The sequence below is a fragment of the Rhodococcus sp. NBC_00297 genome, from assembly GCF_036173065.1.
Taxonomy (GTDB): Bacteria; Actinomycetota; Actinomycetes; order Mycobacteriales; family Mycobacteriaceae; genus Rhodococcoides.
The window spans coordinates 3,666,824-3,687,678 of sequence record NZ_CP108041.1 but is presented as its reverse complement, the minus strand read 5'-3'; the positions used below and the strand labels follow the sequence as shown (position 1 = coordinate 3,687,678).

At 65.8% G+C, this 20,855-nt stretch carries 22 protein-coding genes and 1 pseudogene; 9 read left to right on the top strand and 14 right to left on the bottom strand.

Annotated features, from left to right (window positions below; all coding sequences use genetic code 11):
- Positions 1-86: 86 nt before the first annotated feature.
- The gene (locus OG947_RS17370; RefSeq protein ID WP_156380573.1) at positions 87-263 is read left to right on the top strand and encodes a hypothetical protein; all 177 of its coding nucleotides are present in this window, start codon (positions 87-89) and stop codon (positions 261-263) included.
- Positions 264-324: 61 nt separating this feature from the next.
- Positions 325-756, top strand: a complete 432-nt coding sequence (locus OG947_RS17365; protein WP_328812493.1) for a hypothetical protein — start codon at positions 325-327, stop codon at positions 754-756.
- Between the two features lie 506 nt (positions 757-1,262).
- Here the strand turns inward: OG947_RS17365 and OG947_RS17360 are convergent.
- The gene (locus tag OG947_RS17360; protein WP_328812492.1) at positions 1,263-1,901 is read right to left on the bottom strand and encodes an HAD family hydrolase; all 639 of its coding nucleotides are present in this window, start codon (positions 1,899-1,901) and stop codon (positions 1,263-1,265) included.
- Positions 1,902-2,016: 115 nt separating this feature from the next.
- Complete coding sequence (locus OG947_RS17355; RefSeq protein WP_328812491.1) at positions 2,017-2,415, bottom strand: DUF3291 domain-containing protein; 399 nt, start codon at positions 2,413-2,415, stop codon at positions 2,017-2,019.
- Positions 2,416-2,601: 186 nt separating this feature from the next.
- On the opposite strand from OG947_RS17355, the gene OG947_RS17350 reads away from it, so the two are divergent.
- The gene (locus OG947_RS17350; RefSeq protein ID WP_328814055.1) at positions 2,602-3,267 is read left to right on the top strand and encodes a MerR family transcriptional regulator; all 666 of its coding nucleotides are present in this window, start codon (positions 2,602-2,604) and stop codon (positions 3,265-3,267) included.
- Positions 3,268-3,468: 201 nt separating this feature from the next.
- Positions 3,469-3,825, top strand: coding sequence for a hypothetical protein (locus tag OG947_RS17345; RefSeq protein ID WP_328812490.1), 357 nt, complete (start codon positions 3,469-3,471; stop codon positions 3,823-3,825).
- Here the strand turns inward: OG947_RS17345 and OG947_RS17340 are convergent.
- The 3 genes from OG947_RS17340 to OG947_RS17330 form a co-directional block, all read right to left on the bottom strand.
- Complete coding sequence (locus OG947_RS17340) at positions 3,803-4,345, bottom strand: hypothetical protein (protein WP_328812489.1); 543 nt, start codon at positions 4,343-4,345, stop codon at positions 3,803-3,805. The genes OG947_RS17345 and OG947_RS17340 overlap by 23 nt on opposite strands.
- Before the next feature lie 106 nt (positions 4,346-4,451).
- Positions 4,452-4,943 carry a hypothetical protein gene (locus tag OG947_RS17335; RefSeq protein WP_328812488.1) on the bottom strand — a complete coding sequence of 164 codons (492 nt, stop codon included), beginning with the start codon at positions 4,941-4,943 and terminating at the stop codon, positions 4,452-4,454.
- Positions 4,944-5,369: 426 nt separating this feature from the next.
- Entirely contained in the window at positions 5,370-5,738 is a 369-nt protein-coding gene (locus OG947_RS17330) for a hypothetical protein (RefSeq protein ID WP_328812486.1), read from the bottom strand.
- Between the two features lie 247 nt (positions 5,739-5,985).
- Here OG947_RS17330 and OG947_RS17325 point away from each other — a divergent pair, with 247 nt between their 5' ends.
- Entirely contained in the window at positions 5,986-6,681 is a 696-nt protein-coding gene (locus OG947_RS17325) for a hypothetical protein (protein ID WP_328812484.1), read from the top strand.
- 80 nt (positions 6,682-6,761) lie between these two features.
- Here the strand turns inward: OG947_RS17325 and OG947_RS17320 are convergent, their stop codons facing one another.
- The 5 genes from OG947_RS17320 to OG947_RS17300 all read right to left on the bottom strand — a co-directional run bounded on the left by OG947_RS17320 (position 6,762) and on the right by OG947_RS17300 (position 12,848).
- On the bottom strand, positions 6,762-8,168 hold the full coding sequence (locus tag OG947_RS17320; protein WP_328812483.1) for a cytochrome P450: 1,407 nt from the start codon (positions 8,166-8,168) through the stop codon (positions 6,762-6,764).
- Between the two features lie 92 nt (positions 8,169-8,260).
- Positions 8,261-9,763, bottom strand: coding sequence for a serine hydrolase domain-containing protein (locus OG947_RS17315; protein ID WP_328812482.1), 1,503 nt, complete (start codon positions 9,761-9,763; stop codon positions 8,261-8,263).
- Positions 9,760-10,248, bottom strand: coding sequence for a DUF3995 domain-containing protein (locus OG947_RS17310; protein WP_328812480.1), 489 nt, complete (start codon positions 10,246-10,248; stop codon positions 9,760-9,762). The genes OG947_RS17315 and OG947_RS17310 overlap by 4 nt, the downstream gene beginning before the upstream one ends.
- Before the next feature lie 162 nt (positions 10,249-10,410).
- Positions 10,411-12,522, bottom strand: coding sequence for an RNA polymerase recycling motor ATPase HelR (helR, locus tag OG947_RS17305; protein WP_328812478.1), 2,112 nt, complete (start codon positions 12,520-12,522; stop codon positions 10,411-10,413).
- 125 nt (positions 12,523-12,647) lie between these two features.
- A complete protein-coding gene (locus OG947_RS17300; RefSeq protein WP_222647489.1) occupies positions 12,648-12,848 on the bottom strand; it encodes a helix-hairpin-helix domain-containing protein in 201 nt (66 codons plus the stop codon).
- Positions 12,849-13,075: 227 nt separating this feature from the next.
- On the opposite strand from OG947_RS17300, the pseudogene poxB reads away from it, so the two are divergent.
- Positions 13,076-14,810 (top strand): annotated as a pseudogene (gene poxB / locus OG947_RS17295) (ubiquinone-dependent pyruvate dehydrogenase).
- 211 nt (positions 14,811-15,021) lie between these two features.
- On the opposite strand, the gene OG947_RS17290 reads toward poxB, so the two are convergent.
- The 4 genes from OG947_RS17290 to OG947_RS17275 form a co-directional block, all read right to left on the bottom strand.
- Positions 15,022-15,978: a hypothetical protein gene (locus OG947_RS17290; RefSeq protein WP_328812477.1), complete on the bottom strand. Its 957-nt coding sequence runs from the start codon at positions 15,976-15,978 to the stop codon at positions 15,022-15,024.
- Positions 15,979-16,068: 90 nt separating this feature from the next.
- Entirely contained in the window at positions 16,069-16,329 is a 261-nt protein-coding gene (locus tag OG947_RS17285) for a hypothetical protein (RefSeq protein WP_222649436.1), read from the bottom strand.
- Positions 16,330-16,914: 585 nt separating this feature from the next.
- On the bottom strand, positions 16,915-17,118 hold the full coding sequence (locus tag OG947_RS17280; RefSeq protein WP_027505531.1) for a three-helix bundle dimerization domain-containing protein: 204 nt from the start codon (positions 17,116-17,118) through the stop codon (positions 16,915-16,917).
- 197 nt (positions 17,119-17,315) lie between these two features.
- Positions 17,316-18,188 (bottom strand): alpha/beta fold hydrolase, encoded by an 873-nt coding sequence (locus OG947_RS17275; RefSeq protein ID WP_328812475.1) that lies wholly within the window; start codon positions 18,186-18,188, stop codon positions 17,316-17,318.
- Positions 18,189-18,737: 549 nt separating this feature from the next.
- Here OG947_RS17275 and OG947_RS17270 point away from each other — a divergent pair.
- From OG947_RS17270 to OG947_RS17260, 3 genes are all read left to right on the top strand, one after another.
- Positions 18,738-20,039, top strand: a complete 1,302-nt coding sequence (locus OG947_RS17270) for an alpha-hydroxy-acid oxidizing protein (protein WP_222638537.1) — start codon at positions 18,738-18,740, stop codon at positions 20,037-20,039.
- Positions 20,040-20,435: 396 nt separating this feature from the next.
- Complete coding sequence (locus OG947_RS17265; protein ID WP_231476300.1) at positions 20,436-20,651, top strand: hypothetical protein; 216 nt, start codon at positions 20,436-20,438, stop codon at positions 20,649-20,651.
- Positions 20,648-20,818: a hypothetical protein gene (locus tag OG947_RS17260; RefSeq protein ID WP_328812474.1), complete on the top strand. Its 171-nt coding sequence runs from the start codon at positions 20,648-20,650 to the stop codon at positions 20,816-20,818. Before OG947_RS17265 ends, OG947_RS17260 begins: the two co-directional genes overlap by 4 nt.
- The last annotated feature ends 37 nt before the right edge of the window (positions 20,819-20,855 follow it).

The following is a 20,855-nucleotide window of genomic DNA, read 5'->3' as shown; positions in this document are numbered from 1 at the left end:
CACCGTCGAGCGATAGACCATTCGTGCGCTGCCACTCATTCGCCTTCGGCGTTGATGCGGCGTCGATACAGGCATACGGTGCCGTCATGGGAAATCCACGCACCGCCGCGATCGGCCTCTACCTACTTGCGGTGATCGTGCGCGTGGCGACCTGGGGAGGCACGTCGGCGGCCGATCGCAGCGACGACGTGGTCCTCCTCCTGCTGGTCGGAGCAGTGGTCGCGGCGATTCTCTCGGTCAGGTCTCGCACGGACACGCCGTGACCCGCCCATGCGCGGCAGCGGCGAGCACGATCTAGACCGATCAGTTGGTTACAGTGGTGCGATGTCGTGGACGTCGTCGCCCAAGGATTCGGTGCTGGGCCTCGCCGTCCTCCTGTACATCGGAACGGCGTTGGTGGTGCCCATCTCGGTCGTCGCAGTGTCCGCCCTCGGCGACGCTCCCTACGACGTTGTCCCCGGGTGGTTCGCGGTGGGTGTGTTCGCGTTCTGCATCGGTGCGTACACCACGGTCTATGCCGCCTACGGGTTGTACCTGAAGGCGGTGTCGGCGCACAGACGGAGAACAGGGCCAGTCCTGGCGGCGCGCCTGGAGACCGGCGCAGTGGTCCTCGCATGGGTGTCACTCGTTGCGGGATTGACCTCCCTCGCACCGGGCGTCGCCGTCGCGAGCGGCCTTGTCTGCGCTGCGGTGTGTAGTGTCGCCGGCGCCGTCGTTCGTCGACGTGTGTTCGGACAGAGCGAACGCCGTACGTGACGCATCGGTGCGTCCGGGCAGTCCGGCTCTACTGTCCTTCCGACACGGTGGAATTGTCCAGGGCCGCGGCGAAAGCGTTGATCGCTCTCGTGTAGCGCTGAAAGCTCCTGTTGGTGCCGTAGTCAGTAAGAAAACGATCCGGCGAGCATTCGCCGCCGATACGGGACTGACCTACGGATGCTGGCGGACACGCGCTCGAATGATCGCTGCGGCCGACCTTCTCGAGCGGGGACACACCTCGCCGACACGGCGCAGTGGGTTACAGCACCAGCAGCGGGTTCATCGCTGCCTTCGCCCACGAGTTCGGCGTGACACCGTCGCGGTATGCCCGGGCGAGGAACGAGGTCCGCTCGTAGTCGACCCGACGGGTAGTCGTCCACGACCACCCGAGAGATCTCGATTTCAGCGATCGCACCCGCACGGCGAGAACTCGGACCACCCTCGAGTACGCCTGTCGCCCGGTGAGCCGAACGAGTTCCCACGGTGAGATGCGGGACGGCGCAGGGTCAGTCGAACCCGCATTCCCACTCCTCCAGCCAGGGCAGCACGTCCGTCAGATCCTCGGTGACGATCGAGAAGGTCGCGGCCTGCCTGGCGGCGACACCGGCATTGAGCGCAAGTGATGTCGGGCGCACCTCGAACAGCGGGATGTCTGATCTGCTGTCGCCGATGGCACAACAGTGACGCAGCGGCACGCCCCGTTCTGCCGCGAGGGCAACCGCTCGGTCCCGCTTGTCGTACTCGTCGAAGTGCTCGGCCACAGTGCCGTCGAACGTCGATCCCGACATCCCCACGCGGGGACCACCGTTGGGCGTGAAGCCGAAACGTGTCGCGATCGAGTCACCGACCGGCTGCCACGCCAACGACGCGAGAACCGGCTCCATCAGACGACTGCGGCACCACGCCGTCACCTCGTCGATTCCACTGATCAGCGGCAACTCCTCGAGCCAGCGGTCCACAGTGTCGGCATCGAAGACGCGCCAGCCCTCGGCATCGATGACACTGACCTGTTCATTCGTCAATTCGTCGGCGGCACAGCGCAGCTCGGCGTTGTCGAGCACCTTCTGGTGGCCCAGTCGCGCTGCCAGGAAACTGCCACTCGACATCGACGGGACCAACGTGCCGTCGATATCGAAGAACACCATGCCCCGCACCGTCACCCCCGCAAGATACCCAGTTGGATGCAGGATGGCGACGTACACGAGATCGTCTGAACGAACCCTCGACTGGGTGGGAAACGACCGTGCGACGGACCGCCTGTCACCGACGACCACGTCTTCTGCCGAGCCTGCTGTGAGCGTCCGTCCAACTCGGACGAATCGAGGACGAGGTTGTCCAGAACGTGAACTCCGCATCCGCAGTCTGTTTCCGGAAAGCCTTCATCATCGAGCGGTGCGGTTCGGTGGACACCATCGCATCGATCGCGTCGCGGTCGCGCCAGGCGCTCAGCGTGTAGAACTCTCGGCGTAGTGGCCGTGCGATCAGGGCGACACCGATCGCCCCGTCCGATCGGCGCACCTGACGATGTATGCGCAGCGATGCGACCAGGAATTGCGGAACATGGCGGGGGGACGCGAGTTCGAATCTCGACGCCATGACGACAGAGTCGTCGAGTTCGTTCCTGTCCTGTGGGCCTGCGAGCCAGGGCAGTGCAACCATGCAATCCTCCAAGGGCGGTAGCGAGTCGCCGCGCATGCGAACCGCGAACTCGATGGTCGGGTGCTCGGATGGGGCGCCCCACAGAGAACCGGCGCCAGGTGAGCATCGCGACTCGATCATTATGGACACCTTCAGTATCTATAATGGATAGTGCTAGTCTCTGATCGTGATGTCAAGGCTCTCATCATGAAGGTTTCTGAACTCAGTACGCGTTCCGGCGTGCCCATCTCGTCGATCAAGTACTACCTACGCGAAGGGCTTCTCCAGAGCGGCGTCAGAACGGCGACCAATCAGGCGGACTACGGAGAGCCACACGTGCGCCGGCTCAGACTCATCCGCTCGATGACCGAGATCGGCGAACTCTCCCTCGCACGCGTCCGCGCCACCTTGGCCGCCGTCGACGATGACACGGTGACCATGCACGAGACCTTCGGTGCCGTGATGCACGGCCTGGACGACGGTCTTGACCCACACGGCGCAGACCCCGACCTGACTGCCGCGCACGACGAGGTCACGGCATGGTTGACCGAGCGACACTGGCATTTCGATCCAGTTGCGCCTGCGCATCACCGACTGGCAGAACTGATCACCACGATGCGCCGCTTCGGGTTCCCGGTGTCGCTGACCGATTTCGACGCTGCGGCTGACCATGCCGAGTCCGCAGCGAGAGGCGAAGTGGCCTACGCCAGAGCGAAGGAAGACCGTGCGGCCGCTGTCGAAACCATGATCGTGGGAACCGTCGTCATCGAGCGAGTGCTACTCGAGATTCGCCGGCTGAGCCTCGAATCCGCCAGTTTCGACCTCGAGAATGCCGAGGCCACACCGCCGCCTACCTCACACCCGACCGACTGACCGCCTCTAGACCGAAGCGTGGTGAGAGTGCTGTGCTGCCAGCCCCTCCATGAGGCAGGTGACTCACCAGATCTGTGCGCAGGGATGGGGGTTCCTACTCTGTCCTCGGCTGCGATCACCTGCGAGCGTTACGCCGGCAGCACACACCCTTCTCGGGTGACGCGAGGCGACTACGCCGGGGGAAGGAATTGGAGGACAACAATGAAGATGTACCTGATTGCAGGGCTTGTCTGCGTCACCGTTCTGACGTGGACGGGGCTGGGAATCTTCGAGGCGTCGTTGTGGACAGCGTTGGCCGTCATGGCTGCGTGCGAAGCTGTTGTCGCGGCGGTGCTCTTCGCGTCGCGGTGGCGCAACAGGCGGGCCGCGGTTGTCCTGGCGGTGTTGTCGGTGTACCAGTTCGGTCAGAGCTATTTCTACGAACGCGCCCAGTACACATCGAGTGACCCGGTGATCCCGATCGACAACTTCGGCGTACTGATTCTCAGCGGGATCGCGATCAGCCTGATCGCGGCGGGACCCTTTCCTCGCGACGTCACGGGAGCACAGCTTCGATAAAGCCCATCGCAATCGTGCTGAGGGACAGCCCGCCGGTGCCGAACGCTGCCGCGGCGCAGACTGCCACCAGCACGTCCTCGCGCGACGGGACAGGCGGTTCGATGGTCTGGCTCATGAATTGGAACGGGACTGCCCAGGCAATCTCGATACTGTCGTGCGCCAGTGTCAGGTCGCCGAACGCGTTTCGACCAGTGTCCGTGGAGCCGTCGAGAAACCTGCTGTCGTTCAGGGTCGTGGCAGCGAGGGTGAGCACTCGTCGATCGAACTCGATCCGGACACGGTAGGACTTCTTCAGGAGTCGCCCGAACCCGGGGATCATCACGACTTCGCGGCCGTCGACGAACGCTTCCAGGGCCGATTCGCTCCGCGTTCCGATAGGTGTGTCGCGCTTTCTCTCGCCTGTGCGTCGAATCGACGCGGTGGTCTGCGGCTCGTCCGTGTACACGGCGATGGTCTCATCGTCGGACCTCGTCACCTCGATATCGACGTAAAGGCACGTTTCGACAAGGTACGTTCCCACATCGGTCCTCTGAGTACTCGAAAGTGCCATCGATCAGCATGTGGTCACGAGCCGATGTAGGAGTCTGCACGTGCGCCGTCGTCACGAGACACGACGGCCACATTTCTCACGGCGTCACCTCGACCTGCCAGACTCTCCACTTGACTGAATCGCCGCTCTCGATGCTTCCCGCAGGGCGGTACTCGAGCGGCCCGTACAGCTCGGGAACACTCCATCCAGCGTGCACAGTCGGATGCCGTGTCACCTGCTGCACCACGTATCCCACGAAGTTCAGGACACGGACACGTCCGGTCGTCGGTGTTCGAAAGTCCGTCCACAAGTATCGATCCCACACGAGAGCACCCGTCAGAACCGCCTCACCGACTGGTGCGTGTCCGGCGCCCAGCATCGTCGTGAATCCATCTCCGAGGTTCGCGACACGCTCTACACCCCTCTCGACCCGAACGGTGACGATGGAGGCGGCGACCTCGGACACCACGTCCCGCGGTAGTCCGATCTCCGATGCACTCGCCCAATAGGTCGTGGGCGAACGCAGCGCGCCAGGTTTCGGGTCGTCCGGCCACCATTCCTCGTCGTCGAGCATGAAGACGGTCGTCATGGCCGGACACCCGCGTCACCGGTCGATGCCAGGCGAGCAACGGGCACAGGCACTCGGCTCACCTCTCCACACCTACACGTAGCCGTTCTGCAGCATGGCCCAGTCGAACCGCTGCCGCTGTTCGTCGACGAGCTCGCGGTCCGCAGGATCGAAAACTCCCCTGTTACGTGCCACATATGCAAGCGTAGGTCGTTCGGTACCGCTCCCGCTGCTCTTGCACAAGCGAGAGGCGGTTCCGCCGTACCCTGACTCTCATGTCTGGGCGCTCCGATAGTGGTGGCGATGGCCGACGCCCTCGGGTCCGACCTGACGTCCTCGATGCACGACACCTTCACCTCTCCGCATAGACACTCCGGTAACGTGACCGCCCTGGTGACGCGCAGGGTCTCCCACCGGCGCAGCCGAACTGGGGACCTGGCTCTCGCATCATCTGCTCGTCGCTGCGCGGTGAGTAACGGAGTTGATGAGCCCCGACAGTGCCAGACCACCATCGGGGTACAGGAGCACTGCGGGCGAGAAGATTTCGATCGAGGAGGCGTGCGTGATCATCCACACGGCGCCGAACGCAGTCACTGCGAGCCCGATGACGGTCGCGGCAATCTTCGTCCCCAAGCTCTGCTGGGCCAACCTGCTGGAGAACAATGCAGCCAGTCCAGCGAAGGCGCACAGGAAGATCGACCCGATGAACAGGCCGTCCAGATCGAGCACGCTGGCCACCGCGAACAGCGCCGCACCGGTCGCGAGTAGGACCAGTTCCGGAACCGGGTCGCGGCGGGGACGCGGCGCGCCCATCACCGGCGGTCTCGTCGCGGCAAGACAGCTGGATGCACTGATGCGGTACGCCTGCCATGGGCCGGGCTGCGGTGCGTGATGGTCTGCATCTGTTCCACGCTTGCACGGACTCACCGCGAGCAACAGCGTACAAACCCCTACAGATCCAGGCACTCGACACGTGCGACAAGCGCCGACCGACACTCTGCGCCAACCAGCGGCCTCCGCCACGATCCGGCGATGAAGAATCAGGTCGTGGGAGAATTGGGCGATGGCCCACGATGACCTCGACGCCGCAGAGATTGCCACCATTCTGACCTCAGCCGATGCCGGCGATGTCGCCAGATTGCTGAGAACGCCCGCTCCGAGCTCAGTCGACATTCAGTGGGCCCGGGTGTCGGCCATTCTCGAATCGAATATCGGCGTCAGTTTTCGCGGTGCGACAGACGCGGATATCGCGGCGGCAGAGAAGGCGACGTGCCCGTGGACCGACGAGGTGCGGAATCTCTACCACCGCGCCGAGCCGACTCCAGAGCAACGCGGTATCGCTTTGATACCACCCGGCTTCGAGCTCCTGAGCCTGGACAGGTTACTGAGCGATCATCGACTGTGGATCGACTTCAACGCGAACCCGGCATTCGGGGAGCCCATCGACATGGACGAAGAGTTGGCAAAGCCGGCGGGATCTCCAGCGCCGATGATGCTGCCCGGGTTCGTGGCTTTCGCCAAGTCGAACGCCGACACGCTGTTCGTCGACACTCGGACAGGCCCCCTGCACGGGTGCGTCAACATCCACCCCGACGCGGACGCACCCTGGAAGCCTCCGCTGTGGAGATCACTCAGCGCCATGCTCGAGCAACTGGCGTTCTCCCTCGAACGCAACACCACCTTCGACATGCGCGTCACACTGTGGTCGAAATACCAACCCTTCATCGAGGGCACTCGCCTGGTCTGGGAATACCGTTGACGGTTGGCTCCCCGCGCGCAACACGAAGCCAACCCGTCAGCTGCCCTACGCAGCGTCCTCCTGAAATCCAGCAGAGATCGTCAGAATGGTGCGTGACGGCCGACCTGCAAGCGTAAGTCCCGCGGTTTCAGCGTGATGGTCTCCTCAACCTGCAGAACGTAGCCGGGCTCAGGAACCAGGGTCCGCTGCTGAACGATCATCGCCAGTGCGACCAGTATTTCGTGGTACGCGAACTGGCGGCCGATGCATGCCCGCATTCCGGTGCCGAACGGCTTGTACAGGTCGGTGAGATTCGCCGGTACCCGCGACCGTTCGAACCGGTCGGGGTCGAACGCCTCGGGATCGTTGCCCCACCCGGCGTCACGATGAAGTTGCAGCAGGACGACGAAGACCCACTCCCCCTTCTCGAATGGATGCTGTCCCACCCGCGTGTCCTGCCGCGCCTTGCGGAAGTAGCCGGGCGCCACAGGCCACAACCGCAGAGTCTCGTCGACGACGCGGCGCAGATACCGCAGCTTGCCCACATCCTCGAAACGAAGCTCGCCCTCGGGTCGAATCAGCTCCACCTCCGCCCGCACTCGTTCCGCGACCTGAGGATGCAACGACAGGAAGTGGAGCGCGAAGGCCAACACACCGGCCGACGTCTCCTGCCCCGCCACGAGGAACGTCAGGATCTGGTTTCGAATGTTCTCGTCCGAGAGTCCCTGTCCGGTAACAGGATCGACCGTGTCGAGCATGAGACCGAGCAGGTCGCTCCCACCGTCTCGACTGCCGCGCCGTGCTGCGACGATGTCGTCGACGATCCGGCGAACAGCCACCACGTCGGCCTTGTGCTGGTCTCGCTGACGGCGGAACACGGTGGCCTCCACCAACGGATGTGAGTAGGCCGCGCGGTTGATGTAACGCAGGGCGCGCGAGATGCGCGCAATCAGCTCGTGGGGCTCGGAGGTGTCGAACGACGCGAAGTCGTACCCGAAGGCGACGTCACCGATGATCTCGAGAGCGAGTGTGTTGGTGTCCGCAGGAACATCGACCCAGGCGTCTGCACCGAGTCCGTCCCAATACGCCAGTAGCCGAGTGGTCTTCGCGACCATCGCGTCGTGGTAGCCGCGCATCGACGACTGCGTGAACGCCGGCGCCAGGATGGCGTGCGCCGCAGCCCACGACGGCTCCGAGTTGTGGGCGGTGAACAGACCGTCCCCCGCGACGGAACGCAGGTTCCGCAGCGGCACACCGAGGAACTTGGCCCACGTCTTCTCGTCGTTGACCGCAGCCACCTCCACGGGCCCGGACACGTAGGTGACACGAGTGCCGACGACGTTGCGTTCGAATATCGAGCCGTATTTCTGCGCGTCGCGCATTCCCCACTGGCTGGACTCCGTCACGTGAAGATCGAGTACGTCTCCCAGCACAGGCAGGCGCCTCGGCGGATGCGGCAACTCTCGATCGCTCGCTCGTATCGCACGCGTCGTCTCGAACGTGGTCATGCAGGCCCCCCAGCCGTGGATGGATCGACGAGTCCGGCAGCCGGCCCTCATCGGACGAATGGGGCCGCCGTGCTCGAGTGCTCTGCAGAAGGCTACGTCGATCGTCGCGCGGGCGGCATCAGTGACCTGAACGCCGTAGGCACCGGGTCCGACCGCCGGGCCGCCCGCCCGTCGGCCACGTCGGCGCGTCGGCACCCCACGACCTGCCCGAACACGTCGACCACGGCGGCCGCAGCGATCGCCACGAGCAATACCCACACCAGCAGAGCCACGTCCGGCGCCCACCTGCCTGCCACCGACAACCCCGCGCCGGTCGTCGCAGACAGTCCGAACAGGACGGCGACAGCGGCCGCTGTCCCTACCCCGACCGCCACGACCCCGCGCACGACGGCGACTCCTCTGGTCCGCTGGGGCGTCCTGCCCGAGACGATGCGGACCGCGTGAACGCCGATGCCGACCACCAGCGTCGCGATGATCGCAGCGAGCGCTCCGAGCACGGTGGACGCCGAGGACTCGGGAAGCTCGCTCGTCCGTCCACCCGTCACCGACGTCGTCAGGTTCCGGCCGACGGCCGCGAGTCGATCGGCCTCGATCTCACCGTATCGGTTCGCCGCCAACATGATTGCTGTGTCCAGGGACGGAATCAGAGAGACGTAGGTGTAGTAGCCGGGCACCGCACCCGCATGCCACCAGACATCGTGGCCATCGATCCTCTCGTGGAACAGGCCGTCACCGTAGGTCGAACCCTGAGCCGTCGGCACCTCGCGATACCGGGCTTCGCCGCCGTGACGTTCCCGCAGTCGCCACGACGCATAGCGTCCCAGGTCATCGATGGAACCGGCGAGGTAGCCGTATCCCAACCCCGCCGAATCGACACCGACGTCGACCGGGCGGGTGGAACCGAAGAACGGAACGTGTCCCCGCGGAACACTGTCGACGAACAGCTGCGGGTCGGTGATGGCGTCACTACCGGCGGGATCGAGTACGACGCGGCGCACGGCGTCCGCGTAGGAGGACCCTGCCGCCTGCTCGATCACAGCCTGCAGGAGCAGGTAGTTCAGACTCGAGTACCGGAACTCACCACGAGGACCAGCCCCCTTCGGCGCGTCGAGGGCGGTGACGGCGTCTGTCGCGGAACCCCTTCGGGTCCACTCGTCCGTGACGGTGATGTCGTGCGGCAGCCCGCTGGTGTGATGAACGAGGTCGTCGACGGTCACTGCGGGGTCGGAGAGCACTCGGCGAGCCTGCGGGACCACCTCGACGACAGGGCTTGTGGCGTCGAGAACACCCTCGCGCTTGAGGCCCCTCGCTGTCGCTGCCGCGAACTGCTTCGACACCGACCCCCAGACGAAAGGGGTCGACCCGTCGATGTCGTGACCGTCCCCGTCGACTCCCACGAATGCCGCAGACCGTGCACCGTCGCTGTCGACGATCCGTGCGGCCATGCCCGGTGCACCGATCTCCGAGGCCCACCGAGTGACGAGGCCCTGCAAAGACTCCTCGTCGTGCCCTCGACCGGCCGCTGGGCAGATCGACAGTGCGAGCAGTGTCAGGGCGCCCAGAAACACTGCGACGACTCGTCGTGCCGCGGTCATCGTCGTACTCCCGTCAGCGCTGTGGCCCGGTGCGTGGTGGACCACAACCCGGTCAGCAGCGCTGCTCCCCAGACCGTGAACAGCGGATCCCAGACCACGGCATGCCCGATCATCGCGGTCCGGTCGTACCCGCCGTCGGGCACGATGACGCCGACGAGCACCGCTACCGCGGACACCGTCGACACTGCGCCCCACACGAACAGCACACCGCCCGCGCACCACCCGCACACGCGGACCTGCCGATAACGGTGGCCTCGGACCCGCTCGGTCACCCACGGGAGGACAGCAGCGCCGGCCTTCACGACAGCGACGACACCGAGCGCGAGACCGCTCGCCACCGGTCGGTCGTCGGCCAGGGTCACCGCCCAGTCCCCCACCGAGGCGAGCTGCCATCGACCTCCCACCGCCCAGTACGCGCTCGCGGCCGCATGCAGCAGCCCGGCTGCCGCAGCGAGGAGCAAGGCCACCGCCGCAGGCATACTCATGCGCGTCGTCTCCGAGGGTGTCTGCACACGATCGACACTAGGAACGTTCCGCTCGCCCGAACATCCGGGAACACCCCGACCCCACCCTGAGACAGACGAGGTCTCGACCGACGAGGGACACCAGGAATGCCGTCTCGGAACCATCCCACCCGCACCAGTCGATCAGCTCAGCACCACGAGTTGCCGCGTCGCCCGCGTCATCGCCACGTATCGGTCGACGGCGCTGTCCACACCCGGCCCCTCGACGAGGACGACAAGATCGAACTCGAGCCCCTTGACCGACCGTGCGCTCAGAGAACGGATCCGCTCGGTGTCCGGCCGAGCCGGCATACCGATGACGCATGCCACGCCCTCGCCGGCCGCGGCCCACTCGTCGAGAATCGCGTCCAGGTCGTCCACTCCGGCGTGGCGAACGACCACCCCGGTGCTGCGGACCGAACGAGGCACGTTCGCGTCGGGGAGGACCGCTTTGATGACCGGTTCGGCCGCGGCCATGATCTCGGCCGGTGTGCGGTAGTTGACGTCGAGCGTGGACACCGCCACGTCGGTGAATCCGACACGCGCCAGCCGCGCCTCCCAGGATTCCGGAAAACCGCTGTGGGCCTGCGCGCGGTCACCCACCACCGTGAGACTGCCCGACGGGCAGCGGGCACGGATCATCTGCCACTGCGCATCCGTCAGTTCCTGGGCCTCGTCGACGACGACGTGGGAGAACGGACCAGCAAGCCGATCCGGTTCGCCCGTCGGAAACTCGTTGTAGTCCAGCATATTCTGCAAGTCGTCGCCGCGGAGCATCGACATGACACGAAGCTCCGAATCGTCGGACTCGACGAGATCGTCGACCACCGCGCGTCGGCGCGCACGCTCGGAGGCGATCGTCCGGGCACGGCGCACGCGCATTGTCGTCGCCCGTGGGTCTCCGAGGCGGCGACGAGCCACGTCGAGAAGAGGGAGATCCGCAGTCGTCCAGGGCGCACCGAGGTCTCTGCGGACCGCGGCCCTGTCGTCCTCGTCCAACCAGGGCGCGCACTGGCGTAGGTATGCCGGCACGGCCCAGAGGTCGGCGACGAGATCGGGAGCATCGATCACCGTCCACGACGACTCGACGCTGTCGCGAAGCTCGTCGATCGCCCGCAGCGACGACGTCAGCTCGGCGGCCGACACGTCGCCGGCGAGGCGGTCGACGACGATGTCGCTCAGCGCCGCCCAGATCTCCTCTCTCGCATCGTTGTGCGGAGTCTCCGCGTCGGGTGCCGTGAAGGCTTCCGCCCAGTCGGCTGCCCGGAGCAGCACTGCACCCCACTCGGTCTCGACGACCATGTCGTTCGCGGGCGGAGTCTCGTAGAAGCGGATCGCGCGATCGATCATCTCCGTCATCGACGCGGAGCCTTTCACCGCGGCGGCGCGTGGTGAGGCCTCCGCTACTGCATTCCGGCCCTCGGGAACCATCTCGTCGAGCAGGCACACCAGGACGCCGTCCTCTCCGAGATCAGGAAGCACGTCGGCGACGTACGACAGGTAGGGCCCGTGCGGTCCGATCACCAAGACCCCGCCGCGGTGGTGCCCGACCTGCGGATCCGCATACAGAAGGTAGGCCGCACGGTGCAGCGCGACCACGCTCTTTCCCGTTCCGGGGCCGCCGTCCACCACACGCACTCCTCTGGACGGGGCGCGGACGATCGCATCCTGGTCCGCTGCGATGGTGCCCAGCACGTCGCGCATGCGGGACGACCGCGCCGCCCCGAGATCGGCGACGAAGGCCGACCGATCGTCCAATGCCACGGCGCCGTCGGGGATCTCAGCGGTGAACACCTCGTCCCAGTAATCGCTCACTCGTCCTCCGGTCCACCGGTAACGACGCCGCCAGGCAGCACCCATCGGACGTGCCGGGGTCGCGGCGAAGAACGGTGCTGCTGCTGGTGAGCGCCAGTCGACGAGCAGAGGATGACCGGCCTCGTCGAGGAGTCCGCGCCGCCCGACGTACACCGGCTCCGTTCCGTCCGCCGGCACGAGTCGCCCGAGACACATGTCCCGCCCGACACGACGCACTGCGCGGATCTCAGCGGTGAGTCGATGTGTCTCCAGGTCGCGTTCCATCGCGTCCTGGCCGGATCGGCCAGGGGCGGCGCGAGTCCGGGCGAGGCGTCGTTCGAGATCCGCGAGGGACCGACGCAGGGCCGCGTCGATTCTGGCGAGATGTCGATCATCCGCCGCGATCGAGGCGGGGTCGGCCTTGGCTCGGCGGTGCGGGGGCAGGGCGAACACGGTGTCCACAGGTCGGCTCCGATCGGGGAAACGTGCAGGTCATGGCATCGAGCGAGCCATTCTGCGCCGACCGCGGGGGCTTGCCGCAAGCCCCACCGTGCGCTATACCTTGGAGGTGGAAGGGATCGTTCCCGTCAACGCCGATCGTCGCGCGCCTCGGCCAACCGCCTGATCGCCGACGGCCCCACTCCGTGCAGCGCGGACAACACCGCGAGGTCCGCCGGAAGGTCGAGCACCGTGCGATACCCGGCGTCGATCAACGCGCCCGTCGCAGGCCTACCGATGCGGACACCGTCGAACACGGGCCCACGATCGGTCGGCGCGTCGTTCGTCATGCTGCTCACCGCCTTCCGCTCGTCGTCTTTCTCTGCATGGATCCATTCTGACGCTCCCCGGGACGACATAGGCCCGGCTGTCCCCAGAGCTCGCCCGGGCACCTGCTGCAGTATTCGCCCACAGCGCTTTCGCCGGTCCTCACCGATCTCCACGAGTGTCCGAGCCAGGACGATCGGTCACTCGTTCCACGACGCTTCCGGTGCGGATCCGGCGCATACTGTTCGCCATGGCGACCGTGGCAGACCATTTCGTGCAGACCCTGACCGAGAGCGGCGTGACCCACGTCTACGGTCTTCCGGGCGATTCGTTGAACGGCTTCACCGACGCGATCCGCCGGAACGACGGCATGACGTGGCAGCACGTCCGCAACGAGGAGACTGCCGCCTTCGCCGCAGCCGGTGACGCGGCGATCACCGGCGAACTCGCGGTGTGCGCCGGCAGTTGTGGTCCCGGCAATCTCCACCTGATCAACGGGCTGTTCGACGCGCACCGCAGCCGTGTCCCCGTGCTCGCGATCGCGGCGCACATCCCGCGCAGCGAGATCGGATCGCAGTACTTCCAGGAAACTCACCCCCAGAACCTCTTTCAGGAATGCAGTGTCTACTGCGAGCTGGTCAGTGACCCGGAGATGGCGGAACACGTGTTCGCGATGGCGATGCGGGCGGCGATCGAGGAACGCGGTGTCGCAGTGGTCGTCGTCCCGGGCGAAGTGCTGCTGGCGCATGCCGAACAGAGAAAGGCCACCCCGGCCATCCGCGCGACCACGTCCCACGTGCGTCCCGACGATGCCTCGCTCGACGAGGCGGCGTCGATCTTGAACTCGTCCGACAACATCACCATTCTGGCCGGCGCCGGTGTGGCGGGTGCGCATCGACAACTGCTCGAGATCGCCGGCGCGCTGCAGGCTCCTGTCGTGCACGCACTGCGCGGCAAGGAGCACGTCGAATACGACAATCCCTACGACGTGGGGATGACGGGGCTGCTCGGCTTCGCCTCGGGGTACCGCGCGATCTCGCATGCCGACGTTCTTCTCATGCTGGGCACCGACTTTCCGTACCGCAACTTCTACCCCGACGACGCGAAGATCATCCAGGTTGACATCCGCGGCCAGAATCTGGGCCGCAGAGCGACCCTGGACGTCGGCTTGGTGGGTACCGTCGCCGACACCGTGGACGCTCTGCTCCCCCGTATCCACGCCAGGGCGGACAGCAAGCATCTGGACACATCGGTCAAGCACTACCGCAAGACACGCAAAAATCTCGATTCGTTCGCCGTGGACGACCGACACCGCACACCCATCCGGCCGGAGTATCTGGCCCGCATGGCAAACGAGCTGGCAGACGACGACGCCGTCTTCACCGTCGACGTGGGGTCTCCTGTGGTGTGGGCCGCCCGATACCTGACGATGAACGGCAAGCGTCGGCTGCTCGGGTCGTTCAATCACGGATCGATGGCCTGCGCTCTCCCGCTGGCGATCGGTGCGCAGACCGCTCAGCCCGGACGGCAGGTGGTCGCTTTCGCCGGCGACGGCGGTTTGACGATGGGTTTCGGTGAGCTGATCACGTTGATGCAGAGTGGCCTACCGGTCAAGGTCATCATCTTCGACAACTCGTCGCTGAATTTCGTCGAGCTCGAGATGAAGGCTGCCGGCATCGTCAACTACGGCACCGACCTGAAGAACCCCGACTTCGCAGCTGTGGCTCAGGCTCTGGGGATGTTCGGCCGACGAGTGGAGGAGCCGCAGGATCTCGAGTCGGCCCTGACCGACGCGTTCGCGTACGACGGTCCCGCCGTCATCGACGTCGTCACTGCGGCCCAGGAACTCTCCATCCCGCCCAAGATCACTCTCGAACAGGCAAAAGGGGTTCACGCTGTACGGCATTCGGACGATCCTGTCCGGCCGGGCCGACGAACTCGTGGACCTCGCGGACACCAATGTCCGTCGGCGGATCTTCGACTGAGAGACGTGCTGGTCACCGGTTGGACATGGGCGTTCGGTGCGGCCATCGCGGCCGGACTGGCGTGATCCGGTGCCACGGTCGTGGTCGACGCGCAACCATGCAGGCGTCGAGTGGTGAAACGTGCGCCCCAACCACGTTCTGCTCTGTGAACGGCGATCAACGGAAACCACGGCCGTCAGGGCTCGACCCGACGTGGCCGACAGACGTCAGGTCACGACGCTGCGCTGACGATCGAGTCGACGACAGAGGCGGGCGCCGACAACGGAGTGAAGCCGTCGCCCAGGATGCGCCGGCACCCGTCGAGTTCGATATGGACGTCGATCATGACCAACTCGTCCCCGATCGTGGACTGCGTCGAGGTGGTCGCCAGCGACGTCGCGCGTTCACCGCAGGGACCGGCGGGCTCGACGTCGATGAGGGCGGCGTTCCAGTCGAGGTACGGCTCGGATTCGTACCGATCCGCCCCGGTGAACATCAGATCGGGTCCGGCGGTGTCGAAGCGGCAGAACCCGGACGGTGTCAACGTCAGGTCTAGTAGCGACCGAGACCCCGGCACCGGTGTCGAGACGATCGGCGAGCACGAGTAGAAGTAGGTGATCCCGGCAGCATCGAGGCGGACGCGGTGTTCGGTGGCCTCTACCTCCGGGAGCTCGAGAATCTCGGCGAGCCCCAGGGTGTTGTCCAGGCCGCAGTCACCACGCGGGTACGACGGTTGTACGGCGCGGCCGTCCACGTCGACGAGCCACATGTCGACCGGCGCCGCAGCGAGCACGGACGCCAGACATTCGGCGTCGAAGATCGAGCGACGGGTGGGCGGCCCGTTCAGCTCCCGCACAGCGCTGCCGAAGTCCCCGGCGTAGCGGCGTTCGACGTAGGTCACGGTCCCGTCGGCCTCGACGTGGTCTCCGATACCGATGTCGCACACCACGGCTGCCACCGGCTCGAACCCCTCGGGCACCGTGCCCCGCGTCGAACGGGGAGCGACGCTCTGCTGCGGCGGCGGGGCCGCGAGATAGCCGCCGACGTCCTGTGGCAACGCGCAGACGAAGCGATCGGCCGAACCGATCTCGGCGACCGACCTCGGCTCAGGAGTGGTCAGGACGCCGTAGGACGCGAGAGCAACCGTCACCACCAGAAACAACGCGAGTCCCACGTGTCGACCGGTCATGGCCGGAAGCATCCCACCTCGCGCAGTCGCGGTGAGTGTCGTCGAAGACGACTCAGCGGTAGCTGACGAGGCGTCTCGAGGACCAGTGGATCACTGCCAGGCGGGGACGTTGTGGCGATGCAGCGAGCGGGTACGGCACTGCAGGCGCAGCGCCGCGATCTCGGGCGCCGACAACGCCTGCGTCACCGTCGGGTCTCCGCTGTCGAGGACACGAGCGAGCCGCTCGTGGAACTGATACCCGGGGACACCGAACGTCACGAGGATCTCCTCGTCAGGACCGCCGCCGTAGGGCAACCACCGACGCGCGAACTCGATCATCCCGCGAAGGCCCTCGGCCTGACTCGTGCTCATCGCACCATCATCACGGCCGACGAGCCGTCCCACCCGGCGGTGAGCCGAGTCGACACCCGCTGTTCACCGCACCGCCACTCCGGCTACCCGCGGAGCGGGCACCCCTCACTCGGCGCAGCCCCACCACGACCCGACCCGAGGAGCCCCCCCCCCGATGTCCTACATCCTCTTCGACACCCTGCTCCCCTACCTCGGTGAGCACACCGCCGCGTACTGGGCTCAGCTGCTGGTGATCACCCCGGTCTGATCGGAACCGTTCACGGCGGCAACCCATTGGGACAACCGATGATCCACCGTTCGTTCACCAGTGCTCGGTACCAATAAACAGGCATTCCTGCCACCACCACTCGACCACGGGAGCTCCCATGATCACCGACCTTGCAAGCTTCGTCGACTTCCTTGGCGCCCTGTCCGACATCTTCGGCGGCAGCGGCGACTTCCTCGACGGACTCAGCTTCTTCAGCTGACACACCCCGGGCCGATCTGATCCGCGCTGCAGCAAGCGCGATGCGATCGGTGAATGTCCGCACCGTGCACGGTCGCCCACGTTCTGGGCGGCCGTGTACTGCTGTGCGACAGGTGGTGTCAGTGCGGTGCGACGGAGCGCAGTGCCTCTCGTGCGTTGCGCTCGACGAACAGCGGCACGAAGTCGCGCACCGAGCGTCCCTCGAAGCGGGCATACTCGGCCGCCACGGTCTGTTCGATGTCGTGTCGGCTCACCCCGGGCAGGGCGGCGGTGAGCCGGTCCTGCACCGCCGCGAGATGCTCCGATTCGTTGGTGGTTGTCATCTACTCAGAATCGACGTCGTATCGGGACCGAGTCAACGTTTCGACGATATTGTTCGCAGCAGTAACGATCACTCGGCAATGAGCGCGAACCTCGTGCGCAGGTTCTCCGACTGCCGGGTCACTTCGCGTGCTTTTCGCTGCGAGAATCCGACTGTGCTGCAGTTGCCGTTGCTGCCGCACCCAGACTCGGGCACGCCTCATCCAGCACAGTCCAACCACGTCCGGAGCGCTGCGGCAAACTCGATGGGCCGGCCCGTCTGACCGTACTCACCACCGAGAAACCCCTGGTGTCCGCCGGGGAAGACGACAGCGTCCTGGCCCAACAGACGGGCCACCGCATACGCTGCACGACCGGCCATCTCGCCGTCCTCAGGCCCACCGGACTCTTCGCCTACCGCGATGACGATGCGAGTCGATGCTGCCGTCAGACGCTCCACGTCGGGCACGTAATCGACGCCCAGTCCACGCATGTTCGACATCAGCGGATCGGTACGAGAACCGTCGTCCTCGGTCGGGAGTCCGAACTGCGCCGGGTCCGGCGCCGGCCCTGCGAGGTACGCGTCGTCGACAGGACCGCGGTGCATCACCAGGCGGATGAACTCGGCCATCGCCGGCCCCGTCCCCGCCGCGTCGTAGGACTCCACCATGTGCGTGCAGGCAGCCGAGATGTGGTTGTGGTCAGCGAGTGCACCACCGGCGGGTGGCTCGTGGGCGACGAGAGTTCGGATCGCGCCCGGCCGGCGTTCGACGCAGACGAGGGCGTTGACCGCGCCGCCGCTCGACGCGAACACGTCGACAGGTCCGGACCCCAGCGCTGTGATCAACGCATCCAGATCGTCGGCGTGCTGCCACGGCGTGACCGCAGCCGTGGGTTCGCCACAGACGCTGCGGCCGGTGTTGCGTGGGTCGTAGGTCACGACCGGTCGATCGATGAAATGCGTACGGAGCGTGGTGAACCCACTCGCATCCATCGGTGAACCGAAGAGCAACAGGGGTGTATCCGAGGTCAGTGGACCATGGACGTCGTAGGTGATGGTGGCGCCGGAAACGGCGAGCGTGTGTGTAGTCATGCCGTGTCGACTCGGGTGCGCTGCCGAACTCATCACCGGACAGGCACGCCGTGTCGACGTCACATCGGCACCTCGCCGTCAGACCTGTGGTCCACGGTCTCGGAAAATAGTAGTGAGTAGCATCTGAACCAGAAGGGACTCGAACCCCGGACCCAGTGACTGTCCCCGGCCGAACTCGGTAATCCAGTGGGACCATGAATCCCACCTCAGTAGCGTGGATCAAGAGTCACATGACCATGTGGGACCATCACGGTTCCGATGAGACCGCAATAGCAGTCGGGAATCATTGCTGTCAGTTACCCCGGTCGCACGGGCAACGGCTTTCATGACGAGACGGCGCACAACCTTGTAGGTGAACGACGAGCGGACGAGGACGCAAGGGCAACCGCGCACACGGAGACCTCACCGAATTTGTGCCGCTGCACACCCTTGAGCTGCGCATTCCTCGCTAATCCGAGCTCGTGTACCGTCCCCGCCATGCCGACGCACCATCGATCGGTCGACGGCAATGCCGACCAAGTGGGCCACGACTCGGGAACGGATCCGCACATGCCACTCTCCACCGGACGCGAACGCCAAAACCACATCTACACAGCGGGGGTGGCCGGACGAACACCGACTGTTCCCACGGATTTCCCGGGATTGGAACGGCGTGCACTCACGAAGATGTCCGACCGAGCGCGTGCCTACATTGCGGGTGGGGCCGGCTCCGGCACCACGATGGACAACAACCGCCGCGCTCTCGACCGGTGGAACATCGTGCCTCGGGTCCTTCGGGACGTGTCTGCGAGAACCACCGAAAGCGAACTCCTCGGCCTCACGCTTCCGGCACCCGTGTTGTTCGCTCCGGTCGGAGCCGGGGGCGCAGTGCATCGACAGGCAGATCTGTTGATCGGCCAAGCCGCCGCCACACTGGGACTTCCCTACATCTTCTCCAACCAGGGGTCCGTCGCGATGGAGGAGGTCGCTGCCGGCATGGACCGGATCGCGCCCGGGTCCCCGCGGTGGTTCCAGCTCTACTGGTCGACCGACGACGACCTGGTCGATTCCCTGCTCACGCGGGCCGAGCGCTCCGGTGCCAGTGCGATCACGGTGACCCTCGACACGACACTGCTGGGATGGCGACCACAGGACCTCAACCTTGGGTCGCTACCGTTCTCACGTGGCATCGGCATCAGCCAATACACCTCGGATGCTCGGTTCCGTTCGATCGTCGCGGAGCGCCTGGCGGCCGGCGCCGAAAAGCCGAATCTCCCCATCACGGGCCCGTCGAGTGCACTGTCCGCGCTGTCCACCCTGTTCTCGATCGCACGGAACGCACCGGGCAGCACCGTGGCCAATCTCCTGTCGCCCGAGCCGCGCACCGCGGTGACGACGTTCACCGACATCTACTCGCGAGAAAGCCTGAACTGGAACGATATCGCCGGACTGCAGGACCGCACGTCCCTGCCGATCGTCTTGAAAGGCGTTCTGCATCCCGACGACGCCCGACGCGCCGTCGATCTCGGCGTCGCCGGAATCATGGTGTCCAACCACGGGGGACGACAGATCGACGGAGCGATCGGAGCCGCTGACGCTTTGCCGGGGGTCGTCGACGCAGTCGACGGACGCGTGAGGGTGTTGTTCGACTCCGGAATCCGATCAGGGTCGGATGTGTTCAAGGCACTCGCCCTGGGCGCCGACGCCGTGTGCATCGGCAGACCGCACATGTACGGACTCGCTCTGGCCGGTGCCGCCGGTGCCGCCGACGTCGTCGCCAATATCGTTGCCGAATTCGACCTCGTCATGGCACTCGCCGGCCACTGCTCACCCGACAGCATCGATCGAGACTCCCTGTGGCGAGCACCATGACACGATCGAGTGCAGCGCAGTGAGCCACGACGGAGCCGCGGCGCGAACCCTACTTTCCTCGCGAATACAACAGACCCTGGACGGCGAACCGCCGTCCGGCATCCCGGTGTGCCGATCACTCGCAGCTCAGCTCCGATCATCAAGGCGATCGCCCACAGACGGAACAGCAAGACCACCCAAACGCACTGCGAGCAAAGTCATTCGGGCCGCGGCCGAGTGAATACAGGACGCCACCATGACCACGCCGACACCCTCGGGTACGACCGGACCCCAGCGACGTGCATGGAGACGACGTACCACATCTCGTCTATTGGTCCTCGCCGTCGTCGGCGTTCCTCTCACCGACCGACAACGCACTGTCGCAGACAAGCGCGCCCAGGCCTGGCAACGCATCACATGGTGCCTCGAACGCACACCAGTGACAACGGCGACGAGGCCGAACTCGGCTGGGACATCTACGCCACGGTCACCGACTCGGCGCTGACCACCAGGACCGAGGAAGACGTTCTGGTCGCTGTCACCGACCGTGCAGCGGCACGGCGGGCGCTGGTGCCGCCGACCGAAACCGAGGACACTGACAGCCAGAGCGAGCAGCAGGAGGACCCCCGATGACCGCCACCGAGGAACGCAGTGACCGACCGGCCGAGCGGCCCAGGGTGGCTGCTGCCGCTGCCCGCGCCTCCATCGCCATCCGCGAGCGAAGCGGACGAGAGGTACCGCAGTGGCTTCGCGACACTGCTGCCGGCCGTCCCACCACGCCACCGCCTGATCTGGCCTGACCTTCCAGCGGTGCAGCGGCTGCGTGGGAGGTGAACA